Origin of the sequence: Polaribacter sp. IC066 (assembly GCF_007997085.1) — a bacterium.
Taxonomy (GTDB): domain Bacteria; phylum Bacteroidota; class Bacteroidia; order Flavobacteriales; family Flavobacteriaceae; genus Polaribacter.
Genome location: NZ_VORR01000075.1, coordinates 1 through 12,396 on the forward strand (window position 1 = coordinate 1; position 12,396 = coordinate 12,396).

At 31.9% G+C, this 12,396-nt stretch carries 11 protein-coding genes; 10 read left to right on the forward strand and 1 reads right to left on the reverse strand.

The genetic code is table 11. From position 1 onward, the window contains the following. The first annotated feature begins 806 nt into the window (after positions 1–806). The 10 genes from ES044_RS17050 to ES044_RS17095 all read left to right on the forward strand — a co-directional run bounded on the left by ES044_RS17050 (position 807) and on the right by ES044_RS17095 (position 8,069). Positions 807–1,292 carry an RrF2 family transcriptional regulator gene (locus ES044_RS17050; RefSeq protein WP_147120510.1) on the forward strand — a complete coding sequence of 162 codons (486 nt, stop codon included), beginning with the start codon at positions 807–809 and terminating at the stop codon, positions 1,290–1,292. Positions 1,293–1,307: 15 nt separating this feature from the next. Beyond that, positions 1,308–1,634 (forward strand): HesB/IscA family protein, encoded by a 327-nt coding sequence (locus tag ES044_RS17055; RefSeq protein WP_147120511.1) that lies wholly within the window; start codon positions 1,308–1,310, stop codon positions 1,632–1,634. A 74-nt stretch (positions 1,635–1,708) separates the two neighbouring features. Beyond that, positions 1,709–2,062 (forward strand): 4Fe-4S dicluster domain-containing protein, encoded by a 354-nt coding sequence (locus tag ES044_RS17060; RefSeq protein ID WP_147120512.1) that lies wholly within the window; start codon positions 1,709–1,711, stop codon positions 2,060–2,062. A 232-nt stretch (positions 2,063–2,294) separates the two neighbouring features. Further along, entirely contained in the window at positions 2,295–2,822 is a 528-nt protein-coding gene (locus tag ES044_RS17065) for a DUF2480 family protein (RefSeq protein WP_147120513.1), read from the forward strand. A 56-nt stretch (positions 2,823–2,878) separates the two neighbouring features. Next, complete coding sequence (locus ES044_RS17070) at positions 2,879–3,826, forward strand: WD40 repeat domain-containing protein (RefSeq protein WP_147120514.1); 948 nt, start codon at positions 2,879–2,881, stop codon at positions 3,824–3,826. A 19-nt stretch (positions 3,827–3,845) separates the two neighbouring features. Further along, positions 3,846–4,940: an Mrp/NBP35 family ATP-binding protein gene (locus ES044_RS17075; protein WP_147120515.1), complete on the forward strand. Its 1,095-nt coding sequence runs from the start codon at positions 3,846–3,848 to the stop codon at positions 4,938–4,940. 174 nt (positions 4,941–5,114) lie between these two features. Beyond that, a complete protein-coding gene (locus ES044_RS17080; protein ID WP_147120520.1) occupies positions 5,115–5,525 on the forward strand; it encodes a BrxA/BrxB family bacilliredoxin in 411 nt (136 codons plus the stop codon). Between the two features lie 271 nt (positions 5,526–5,796). Beyond that, the gene (locus ES044_RS17085) at positions 5,797–6,129 is read left to right on the forward strand and encodes a tetratricopeptide repeat protein (RefSeq protein WP_147120516.1); all 333 of its coding nucleotides are present in this window, start codon (positions 5,797–5,799) and stop codon (positions 6,127–6,129) included. Between the two features lie 83 nt (positions 6,130–6,212). After that, entirely contained in the window at positions 6,213–7,016 is an 804-nt protein-coding gene (ricT, locus tag ES044_RS17090; RefSeq protein WP_147120517.1) for a regulatory iron-sulfur-containing complex subunit RicT, read from the forward strand. Positions 7,017–7,574: 558 nt separating this feature from the next. After that, positions 7,575–8,069 carry a hypothetical protein gene (locus ES044_RS17095; RefSeq protein WP_147120518.1) on the forward strand — a complete coding sequence of 165 codons (495 nt, stop codon included), beginning with the start codon at positions 7,575–7,577 and terminating at the stop codon, positions 8,067–8,069. A 3,628-nt stretch (positions 8,070–11,697) separates the two neighbouring features. On the opposite strand, the gene ES044_RS17100 is transcribed toward ES044_RS17095, so the two are convergent. After that, complete coding sequence (locus ES044_RS17100; protein ID WP_147120519.1) at positions 11,698–12,282, reverse strand: family 20 glycosylhydrolase; 585 nt, start codon at positions 12,280–12,282, stop codon at positions 11,698–11,700. Positions 12,283–12,396 lie beyond the last annotated feature (114 nt).

A 12,396-nucleotide genomic window follows, 5' to 3' on the forward strand; every position in this document is an offset into this window, starting at 1 on the left:
TCATGTAATTGATTTATATGGCTTCTAGGGTCTTCTAACTTACCAAAAATACTTATTATTTTACTATCTGGATTCATACTGTTAATGTATTGATTATCAGTATAATATACGGTTTTAAAACAACTTAAACAACTATAAAATAGCTATTTATAATGCTTTTTTAAGGAAAAAAAGTGTGAGTTTGCCCTGTATAAGTTTATGATATTATTTTTTTATCTAAAAACTTTATCATTATCTAGCTGTTTTTTTTAAAAAGGTAGTAAAAAAATGATTGTCTAAAAACGAAATTGTGATGATGTAAAACTGTATAATTTAAATTTAAAATAGTATAAATTCCCGTTTTTAAAATATTTATTGTGGATTGTGTTTTTACTTAAAGCGAAGTTGAAGGTTTACGATTAAAATTAAGTAAAAATAAGTTAGGTTAGTGTAAAGTTGATTGTTCCTAAAATCAGATAAAAATATGAAAAACATTAAATAATAATCTTACTACTGTAAAAGACCTCTTTGGCAAGGGTTAACGTTCACTGTTAAGATCATTAAAGCTCGGGGTAGCGTTCACATCTATAGTTTCTAAATGGTTTGTAGTTCAAATAAGGTCAGATAGCGGTTCTCTTTTAGAAAAGGAACACGTTTTTAAAATAACCAAACAATAAATAATATTCATTTTTGTTTTATAAAGAAACAATTCATACTTTTTAGTACAAATTAATATATACTTTTTAGTATAGATTAAAAAAACAATCCATACATTTGCCATGGCTTTATTTGTATTTAACAGCAGGTAGTACTAAAACTTTTAAGCAATGAAAATAACGGCACAAGACGAGTATGGTTTAAGAATATTGGTGCGAATTGCAAAATGCAAGGGCAATATTGGGGTAAGCATACCTCAATTGAGTGAGTTAGAAGGACTCTCACAACCTAATGTTTCTAAACTAACAAGAATACTTCGCATTGAAGGATTGGTGAATAGCACTAAAGGACATGTTGGAGGTTATGTGCTTGCTAAACCTGCGGATACAATTACTATAAATGATATTTTAAAAGCGCTCAGTGGGCGTTTGTTTGATCAAGAGTTTTGCGTTAATCATGCAGGTACAATGAAAATATGCAGTAATTCTGTCGATTGCTCTATTCGTTCACTTTGGACTATTGTTCAATCTGCAATAGATAATGTGCTCGATAAAATAACACTTGCCGATTTATCTAATGGAGAAGAAGAAGCTTCAGAGACTTTTGAAAATTTATTTAAAGGACTACCAATAGAAAACAAAGAATTACAACAATAAATCAAAAAAAAAACAATGATCACAGTTTCAGAAAATGCAAAACAACACGCGTTAGCGTTAATAGCAGACGAAAATAGCCCAGAAGGAACCTTTATACGCGTTGGGGTTGATGGTGGTGGTTGTTCAGGTCTTACCTATAAACTAGTGTTCGACAACGTGATGACCGAGACCGATAAGATTTTTGAAGACAAAGGAATAAAAATTGCTGTTGACAAAAAAAGCTTTTTATATTTAATCGGTACAGAACTCGATTATGAAGGAGGCTTAAACGGAAAAGGCTTTGTATTTGTCAACCCAAATGCAAACAGTACTTGTGGTTGCGGAGAATCGTTTGGCGTATAAAGAAGCAAACCTTTTTAGGTTTTATTAGAAATAGAACCGTTTAGCAACGCTGCAAACAAATTAAAAACAAAAAAATGGCGATTATAATTACAGATGAATGCATTAACTGTGGCGCTTGCGAACCGGAATGCCCTAATAATGCAATTTACGAAGGAGCCGATGAATGGCGATTTTCTGACGGAACATCGCTCGAAGGAACGTTTACGTCTAAAAGTGGATTGACCACAGATGCAAATGAACTGCAAGAGCCGATATCAGACGAAGTTTATTACATCGTGCCAGATAAGTGTACAGAATGTGTTGGCTTTCATGATGAACCCCAATGTGCTGCCGTTTGCCCCGTAGACTGCTGTGTAGATGACGATAATTGGCGAGAAAGTGAAGAAGAATTATTTGCGAAGAAAGATTCGTTGCATGTAGTTGGGTAAGTTCTTTGCCTTTTAAAACTATAAGCTACCAATAAACAAACTTGCACATAATTTAGTGCAACACGAACTTACTAGTTGGGGGCTCAATTCTTATATAAATTGAAAAACCTCGTTTTTGAATTTTAGCAAATGGTACTGTTACATCGACCAAAAAAAACAACAACTTTAAACCTTCTTACAGATACATAAATACCAAAAGGAACGGTTAAATTTTAATTAGCATTGATATAAAATGGAACATAAAATAATTAATAAAGTAGCATTGAGCGGTATCATTAACATCAACCTTGAAACGTTTTATCCCAAAGGAGAGCGGGTACTTTTTGATATTAAAGAACGTTTATTTGAAGGTTTAATATTGAGAGAAAAAGATTTTCGTGCCTTTATAAAAAATGAAGATTGGAGTGCATACCAAGACAAGTATGTGGCACTTATTTGCTCTGAAGACGCTATTGTTCCTACGTGGGCATATATGTTATTAGCAACACACTTAACGCCTTTTGTAAAGAAAGTGGTGTTTGGCGATTTAGAAACACTAGAAACGGTTTTATATCACGAGCTGCTCAACAAACTACCAATCCATGAGTATAAAGATGCGCGCATTGTTATAAAAGGATGTGGCGATTTGCCAGTTCCTAATGCTGCTTATGTAGAAATTACGCGGCTTTTACGTCCGGTTGCAAAAAGCATTATGTACGGCGAAGCTTGTTCTATGGTGCCATTATACAAGCAGCCAAAGCTGCCAAAACAATCTAAATAGCTCTCGTAAATAATTGGCATAAAAAAATGGTAAGAACGTAAAAAAGAGAAGTCAACATGGAAAAAACAACTAAAATAGGGATTGATGTAGCACATATTGCAACACTTACTGGGCATAGTGGTTGTGTATACGCAATGGACAAAGGTTTCTCTGAAAACACTGTTTTTACCGGTGGCAGTGATCGATTTATTGCATTGTGGAATTTAGAAACGCTACAAGCTGAAAAATTTTCAGCGGCATTGCCTGCACCCATTTATACCATTTGTCACATTCCAGAAAAAAATATTTTACTCGCAGGAACAACTACTGGCAGTATTCACATTCTTGATTTGGATAAGAAAGAAGAAATCAAAATACTGCAACATCACAGAGGGCCTGTTTTTGATATACAATATTCATTAAAAACCAACTGCTTTTATACCGCCGGTGGCGATGGTAACTTTGCAGTATGTGATCTTGATACTTTGTCTTTGCGTGTCATGAAAAAACTATCACTGAAAAAAGTCCGTAGCATTGATTTTAATGAGACCACTTCAGAGATTGCTGTTGCTTTAGGGGATTCTAATGTGCTCATATTTGACCTGTATACATTAGAGTACAAAAAAGATTTTATTGCACATCAACTTGCAGAAAAAATTATTGGAGCAAATATTGTGCGATATAGTCCAGATGGTAAATTCCTGTTAACAGGCGGAAGAGATGCACATTTAAATATTTGGTCTGTAGATAATTACGAATTAATAAAATCAATTCCTGCACATAATTGGGCTATTTATGATATCGTATTTAGTCCTGACGGATCTTTGTTTGCCACTGCAAGTCGAGATAAAACCATTAAAATTTGGGATGCAAAAACATACCAAATTTTAAAACGCATTACAAAAGAAAATTTTGAAGCACATACCCACTCGGTAAATAAATTAATTTGGAGTAGGTATCATAATTATTTAGTTTCTGTAGGGGACGATAAATTGGTCATGATTAGAGAAGTCAATAGAAAATAATATATAATACGAGCCCAACATGAAAATAACGAAGGAACAAGTTTTAGAAGCTTTAAAGAATGTAGAAGACCCTGATTTAAAAAAAGATTTGGTTACACTGGGTATGATAAAGGAGTTAGAAGTTGAGGGTAAAAACGTAACTTTTACGGTTGTACTTACAACACCTGCTTGCCCAATGAAAGAAATGATTCACAAGGCTTGTGTAAATGCTGTTTTACATTTTATAGACGAAAAAGCTATTGTAAACGTAAAAATGTCTTCTAATGTAACGGCGCGTAAAAATAGTGGGCCAATGTTGCCAAACGTAAAAAATATTATTGGGGTGGCATCAGGCAAAGGTGGTGTAGGTAAATCTACGGTAGCTTCAAACTTAGCCTTGGCTTTGGTAAAATTAGGTGCGTCGGTTGGTTTGGTGGATGCTGATATTTATGGTCCTTCTCAAACCATTATGTTTGATGTAATGGATGCAAAACCGCTGACAGAGAAGATTAATGGTGTAAACAAAATGATTCCCATAGAAAGTTTCGGTGTTAAATTATTGTCTATCGGATTTTTTACGGATACTTCACAAGCACTTGTGTGGCGAGGTCCAATGGTATCAAAAGCAGTTATTCAATTATTTCAAGAAGCACATTGGGGGGAATTAGATTATATGATTATTGATTTACCTCCAGGAACCGGAGACATCCATTTATCTATAGTTGGTGCCGTTCCTTTAAATGGTGTTGTAATTGTAAGTACGCCACAATTTGTGGCATTATCAGACGCACAAAAAGGAGTGGGAATGTTTCAAATGCCCTCTATAAATGTACCCGTTTTAGGGATTGTAGAAAATATGGCTTATTTCAGTCCGCCAGATACTCCAGAAAAAAAATATTATATTTTTGGTAAAGACGGTGCAAAAAAATTGGCAGCAGAATTAGAAGTTCCTTTATTGGGAGAAATACCTTTGGTACAAAGTATCTGCGAATCTGGCGATTCTGGCCAGCCAGCAGTACTACAAGATGATACACCACAAGCGATTGCCTATTTGGAAATGGCTCGTAAAGTAGCACAACAAGTATCTATACAAAATGCAAAAGCATCAGCTCAAGTAGCAGATGTTAAGTGGTAAAACAATGCGATAAGACATGTTTTTTAGTAATAAGCAGATGAAATGATCTGTGAAAAATGCCTTTTTATTTTCTTTTTAATAAGGTATTAAGCGAATAGTTTTTATTAAAAAGTGTGGCGTCCTTTAAGAATCTCTTTAAAGCCTAAAGTTTATTTTAAATCTAAAAAATTAAGTATGTATTCAGAAAAATTAATACGACCAATGAAGCAAGAACTGATTGCCGTTGGTTTTGAAGAGCTCGGCACCGCCGAAGAAGTAACTGCGGCTCTTCATTCAAAAGGCACCGTGCTAGTCGTTGTTAATTCCGTTTGCGGATGTGCTGCAGGAGCTGCACGCCCTGGAGTAAAACTCTCTTTAGAGACAACGAAGCGGCCGAACCGAATTACAACTGTATTTGCTGGCTTTGACACTGAAGCAACCGCGCAGGCACGAAAATACTTTCTACCTTTTCCTCCGTCATCACCTTGTATCGGTTTATTTAAAGACGGAAAATTGGTTCATTTTGTAGAACGACATCATATTGAAGTAAGTTCGATAGCAATAATTTCCGAGAATTTAAGAGCCGCTTATGAAGCGTATTGTTAATCTTGAAGTAACAAAAATAAACATCTTTTTAAGGAGGTAATTTTATGCACAGATATATCGGTATCCATAATGTTTCAAGAGCGTAAATTACAGCGTTAAAAAAAAACAACTGTATTTAAGAATTTTTTAAATATAAGAACAGAGTTGGAAAAAAATAGGAGCATCGTTCCACGAAAAATATAGGCAAAATAAATAATAAAAAACACCTTTTTGTTAAAAGTAGTTTTATTGATATTTCAGGGAAAGGTATTTTAGCACAAAAAATAAAATAATGACAAATAGGATTGAACAAATACAAGAGTTTTTAAAGGATGACAGCAATGATTCTTTTTTGAAATATGCATTGGCATTAGAATATGTTAGAATTGAGGAAAATGAGATAGCCAAAGATTGTTTTTTGAGATTGATAAAGGAGGATGAAGATTATTTAGCAAGTTATTATCAATTAGGAAAATTATATGAGTTGTTGAATGACCTCGAAAATGCAATCACGATTTATAAAAAAGGAATTAAGATTGCACAAAAAAGTGAAAATAAAAAAACGCTTTTAGAATTGCAGGAGGCTTATAATATGTTGATGGATATTGATGAAGATGAGTATTAATGATGACTTATTTGTAAGAAACAGAAACCTAAAATCCTATACACTTAAAAAAAACTTAAAAAACCCGATGATACCAACATTCTATGAATCGTACTAAATTTTCTAAAGAAGGCTCTTCTACTCCCAAGGCGATCAAAAGTAATGCTACGAGTCAAGTGTATGGTCAAAGTCAAACAGATGTATATGACTGGCTCACAGATCTTGCGATGCCTGCTAATTATGATGTTTGCACTATTGTAGAGGTTAAATTTAAAGGATCTCGAAAAGAATTCTATAGCAACCCTAAAAGAAATGCTCTTAAAAACGGGGAATTAGTAGTTGTGGCAGGTAATAAGGGCGGTTATGATGTTGGCCATGTTTCCTTAACAGGTGAACTAGTGCGCATGCAGCTCAAGAAAAAAAATGTGCTTGCGAAGCATATTTTTAAGAAAATATATCGCCGTGCAAATGCTGCCGACGCAACTAAATGGAGATTGGCGAAAGATTTTGAATTAGACGCTTTACAAAAAGCACGGGTTTTAGCTAAAGGTCTTGGCTTGTCGATGAAACTAACCGATGTGGATTGCCAAGGAGACGGTACGAAAGCTACATTTTATTACACTGCGGCTAAACGTGTAGATTATCGGGAATTAATTAAACACCTTTTCGATGCCTTTGGTGTGCGGATAGAGATGCTTCAAATAGGAATGCGAGAAGAAGCGAGTCGCGTTGGAGACATTGGTCCTTGCGGAAGTTACAGCTGTTGCCATACTTGGTCTAGTAATTTTAAGACGAATACACCGTTCTCACTCAATTCTCAAAGTAGTTTAAAGCGAGCAAGTAATAAGTTTCAATGTTATATAGAAGACGAGATGGTTCATAAAGATACTGTTAAATCGGAGTATTAAAAGGAGTACGTTTCGGTACATAGGGTGTACTTCAGTTTGATGATATTGAGCAAGTAAAAAAACATAAAAATTGTAGAAAAATAAGCAATTTAAAGTCCGTTAAGATACTTGCCTTTTATCTTTTTTTTACTTTTTATACGCTATTGTTCTTTGCTCTATTTATTGAATTTTAAGAAAAATAGTTTTGGTTTTTGAAATTGAAGTTAAAGCTTGTTCCTAGACGAACTAGCTATACAATCAGCGAAATAAAGCTATTCCGCTGGCTTAAATATAAAGTTGTTTTCAAAAAAACTTTTAAAGCTTCTTTAAGTTTGTTTACTTAAGAACCTTTAAAAATAAACACAGAAAGTTAAACAACATCGCAGTATTTTTAGTGTTTTAGCTTTATTACAAGTACTATTGAGATATTAAAGTGTTTATATTCATATAATTAAGTCTGTTTGCATTTGAAAGTAGGCAATTCAACGAAAGATTAGACTCATTAAACGAAGTTTATGTTTTAGGGTACATATAGCCGCTATCTTTGGTTTAAAGTAAAATAAATTAAACCCCTTTTTTATGAAATCTTTAAAAATAGTAAGCGCTTTTGTTGTCTTGTTTCTTGGTTTTTTTTCATTCTCGAAAGCCGAAAATACAACACTAAAAACATCTTTAAATTTAGAAGAAATAAATGTACTTCAACAGCTTTCAAAACAAGATTTTGAGTGCAGACCTTCTGAAGAAGTATCCTTTTATGTAGAAACAGCTTTGGTTAAAAAACATCGAGGATTCAACACAATTAAGGCAAGCGTATTTGTTTTAGACAGGCTTTCTGGTCAGTCTAATTTGTTGACAAATGAGAACATATTGATATCTAACCATAAAGATGCCGTTTTATATCTTGACAATAGAACAGATAATTATCAAAAAGCGAAATTAAAAAACGGAGATAAAATAGTGGTCAGTAACACAAAAAGTAAATATTCTTTTCACGAACTGATGAAAAACGAGGCTATTTATAATAGTTATATGAGAGCTACCAATACATTATTAAATTTAGACAGAGCATTTTAAGCTTAAACAAAATGCTATACAATAACAAAAAACCTTGCTAGAAATAGCAGGGTTTTTTGGCTTTAATTTCCTTTGTAAAAGTATAAGATTCGTTAACATAAAAAGAGTTTTCATAGAATTAACAGGAAGCTAGTTGCTTTTGAAAATTCTTTGTAGATACATCGATTATTTCAATAACGTTCAACAACAAATCAAATTAAAAAAGGCAATGTATCTAAACATTGGCGATGTGTATCGATATTTAAATTTTACAACTTAAAAGCCTGATGTGTAGCAAATCGTTAAGTATCATAAAATTAAAACCTTTTCTTATGAAAACTCTACATATAGTTATAGTACTTATTATATTGTTAGTTGTTTTTTTTATTAACTCAAAAATTGAAAAAACAGCGTTAAAATCAAGTTTAAGTTTAGATAGAATCCATGTAATGCAAACTTTTTCGAAGCAAGAATTTGAATGCAAAACCGGCTTCTGAACGTACTATTTAACTAGAGACGGTAAGATTAAAAAATTTCGAAAATAGAACGGCATTGAGGCAAGTAACTATGTTTTAGATCGGGCTCTGGTCAATGGAATGCTGTATTAACTGAAAATAGTATGCTGTCTTTTCATAACGATGAGGTTTTAGATGATGGTAATTTACTCAATAATTATAACGGAACTGTTGTAAGCAATGGATATAAAATAGTAAGTTCTGCTTCAAATGTAAAATACTGATTTAGGGAATTGATGTAGTATATAATAATCTATATTAGCTGATTATTAAACTCGCATCAATAGAAGTTTACTTTTTAAAGAACCTATTTTGTTAAAGGACATCATCAGTTCCGTGCGTTAGATGACAGATTTCTACTCCCGAAGTTCCGGAATATAGCATTCACAATCTAAACCCGACATACGATAATTTTAGTAAGAATTCAAAAGATAGGAAGCGGTTACCTGTCCTACAGCCCTTTTGCGGTCTGGACACGATAGCGAAATATCTTGTAGAATTCAATAAAATTATCAAAAGTCTAGATTTTTGTTTCTTGGAATTTATCTTGAGCGAAGTCGAAAGGTCAATGGAAAAGAAAAATGAATAAAATTGTAAGACAACTTTAAGGTATAATTACTTCGAGGTTAATAAGATCTGCTATTAAACTATATAAAAGCAATGGCTTATTTTAAATTTAGAACTTTTAAAATTCGTTTTATAGGGTGAGCTTTGCAAAAAGGTGAAGCTTTTTTTGCGTTAAAACGATGTTTTAAGGTGTTTCTGGATTTCTCTTATTTATAGATTTACGTATTGCGTAGTAATTATAATATTTTATAAAGAGGCCCTTGAATAATAGCATCAAATCTAATTAATGGAGTTTTTAGTGCATTTTTCTAGGTCTAACTAAAGAAGAAATTTTGCCTTATTTAAGTTAAAAAATAGAGAGATTAAACCTGTAATTTGAAGTCATAAAATGGTGCAAGAATAAGAGTGTTAACCTTTATATACCAAGAGGTAAATGTACTATTGTTTTAAATTAAGACTTAAATAATAGATGCTTGTTGCAGTAATTTAGCCTTATAATTCGGGGAATTATAAGGTACTGCTGTATACCTGTTATTTTCTGGTTTTTATGAATACCATAACTTGCTTTTAGTTGGCTAAAACCTTAAAAAAGTATTTACCAAGTTGATCCAATAAGGTTAAAGATAAAATGAAGACAGGAAAAAAAAAGGAAAAAAAAACAATCAGATTTAACATATCTAATAAAGATTCGATACTCGTTGCAGTTAATAAGTTATGGCCTGAGTAGTATAAACCAATTGCAGAAATGTTAAGTAAAGCTATTTGTTTTAAAGTATTTCTTTTCATGGTTGCGGGAATTATAAGTTCATAGTACGAACAGGATATTTTAGATTTTCTAACAGCATTTTTGAATTAGTTTGTAACGGGTTTCGAAATTGATTTAAATAATTTGGTAGTTAAGTCTATCGATAGAAGTAAAAACAGAAAAAAACATGCAAAAAAAACAATCAGATTTAAAATTTCCAATAAAGATTGTATACTCGTTGTGGTAAGTAACTTATGACCAGAGTAGTATAAACCTATTGCAGAAATTACGAAGAGAGCCATTTGTTTTGGTGTGCTTAGTATCATAATTGGGGGAATTATAAGTTAATAATATGGATATGTTATTGTATAATAAAATCTAGTGAACTAAAAGTCTAGAAAACGATTTTAAAAATTGACCGGTTAAAGTTAACGACAAGATTAAAAAAAGAAAAAATCAAGTAAAAAAAGTCCTTATATTTAAGGCGTCTAATAAAGTCTGTGTGCTAGATATTTCTATCAGATTAAGACCTGAATAATATAAGCCGATTGCCGAAACTACAAGAATCGCGATTTTTTTTAAAGTATTTGCTTTCATAATTTGGGGGAACTATAAGTTAATAATACGAATAGGTATATTTATGTATAATAATAGTTTGTTTTTAATTTAGCTTATTAAAAGTTTAGAAAACGATTTCAGCAGTTGAGCAGACAAGCGGGCAAAAAGAATTGAAAAAGGAAAAAGACACGAAAAAAAAGTCATTACATTTAAGGCATCGAATAAAGTCTGTATGCTAGATATATCTATCAAATTAAGACCTGAATAGTATAAGCCGATTGTAGAAACTGCAAGAATTGCGATTTGTTTTAGAGTATTTGTTTTCATAATTGGGGGGAATTAGAATTTAATTACTGTAATAAAATTTTTCTTATAAAATTTAATATGCGTTTTAAACAATTAATAACACGCTGAAATTACTTTAAATTTAAGGTTCAATTGTCAAAAAAAGGAGTTTAGTAGCAGCTGTGATTTTTAGAAAATAAATGTAGAGGTTTCGCGAATAAGTGTTTTTTTCAGGTACTTTTCGCCTAGTTATTTTTGAATAGCGTATCAGAAACAACAATAAATCTAACAAAAGTACTACTCTCATTGCAAGTGTTTTTAAAATAAAAGAGTTTGATTTTACTATAAATGGGCTATTATGATACAAAACAAAAACTTTAAGCGTTTATCTCCAGGTGTTTATAAGAATATTTTAAATAGGTTTTACAAAATGTGTTTGGAATTTAGTGCACTAAAAGTTTAAAAAATAGCTTAATAGTTTTAATCGATAAATTTAAAAGTAAAATGAAGAAAGGAAAAAAGCAAGAGAAAAAGGTCATAACATTTAAAGCATCTGTCAAATATCTGATGCTAGATATTGATACTAAATGGAGGCCTGAATAATATAAGCCGATTGCAGAAATTAACAGTATTGCTGCTTGTTTTAAAGTATTTGTTTTCATAGTTGGGGGATCATAATTTAATCTTACATAATATAATTCTTTTTAGTTGAATTACAATACTTTTTATAAAATTTTAAGAGTGTTTTATGAGATCTATACTTGTACTTTATAAGAAAACATTAAGTAAAGAAAAGCTAGTGATATGGGTTAGTATAAGTGGTGTTCTTAAGCATACACATTTGCTCTAATTTAAATATTTTATAGTGGTTATAAAATTGAAAATTAAAAGGGAATCAATTCATATTTCTAAAATATTTTTAGAATTGCTCTGGTTTTATTTATAAAGCTGTTTATAAGTGTTCTTACAGATAATGCAACTATTTTTCAAGATACGCATCAGGTGCAAAATAAATTCCTTTTGCTGTCCACCTTTTTTGTAAATTTTTTAAAGAAGCTTTAAAAGTACCAAAGTTCTTGTGCTTTTTCTCAGTCCAACCAATCTCTGCATAAGCTGCAATTCTAGGAAAAACTTGGTAATGCATTTCTCCATTTGTAGGAATCCATTCTCCCCACATTTGGCAACCTAAACCAATTACTTTATCATGAAATTGTTCGTCTAGTTTTTCAGGAATAGGGTCAAACGAATAGGCTTTAGACAAGGGTAAGTTTTTGTATTTATAATCTAAATACGTATAATTATGCAGAGAATTTACAATTTCATAGCCAGCACTAGCGGCTGTGGTTGCTAAAGCTACATCCCCTTTCCAAAAATGAATAATACTTTCTTTCGCTAGTTTTTGAGTTGTTTTTGTATCTTTTTGGTCTTGATAATTATGTAGATTATGCCCCATAATCTCATTCCAACCCATCATTCTTCTACCTTTACTTTGTAGGTATTTAGAGATGTTATTGGTAAAATAAACTGGCTCTTCGCTAAAAACAATGGATCTGTTAAAAATGATTACATTTCAGGATGGAATTAAACGGTTTATCAGACTTATTAGGAATTAGTAACCCCTGGGTTTTAATGGATATTAAGACTCAACCCAAGAATAAAGTTATAGATGTATTTATCG

Coding starts and splice junctions, on each gene's coding strand:
- ES044_RS17075 (WP_147120515.1), top strand. CDS start 3,846: ATGAAAATAACGAAGGAACAAGTTTTAGAAGCTTTAAAGAATGTAGAA.
- ES044_RS17055 (WP_147120511.1), top strand. CDS start 1,308: ATGATCACAGTTTCAGAAAATGCAAAACAACACGCGTTAGCGTTAATA.
- ricT (WP_147120517.1), top strand. CDS start 6,213: ATGAATCGTACTAAATTTTCTAAAGAAGGCTCTTCTACTCCCAAGGCG.
- ES044_RS17085 (WP_147120516.1), top strand. CDS start 5,797: ATGACAAATAGGATTGAACAAATACAAGAGTTTTTAAAGGATGACAGC.
- ES044_RS17095 (WP_147120518.1), top strand. CDS start 7,575: ATGAAATCTTTAAAAATAGTAAGCGCTTTTGTTGTCTTGTTTCTTGGT.
- ES044_RS17080 (WP_147120520.1), top strand. CDS start 5,115: ATGTATTCAGAAAAATTAATACGACCAATGAAGCAAGAACTGATTGCC.
- ES044_RS17070 (WP_147120514.1), top strand. CDS start 2,879: ATGGAAAAAACAACTAAAATAGGGATTGATGTAGCACATATTGCAACA.
- ES044_RS17060 (WP_147120512.1), top strand. CDS start 1,709: ATGGCGATTATAATTACAGATGAATGCATTAACTGTGGCGCTTGCGAA.
- ES044_RS17050 (WP_147120510.1), top strand. CDS start 807: ATGAAAATAACGGCACAAGACGAGTATGGTTTAAGAATATTGGTGCGA.
- ES044_RS17065 (WP_147120513.1), top strand. CDS start 2,295: ATGGAACATAAAATAATTAATAAAGTAGCATTGAGCGGTATCATTAAC.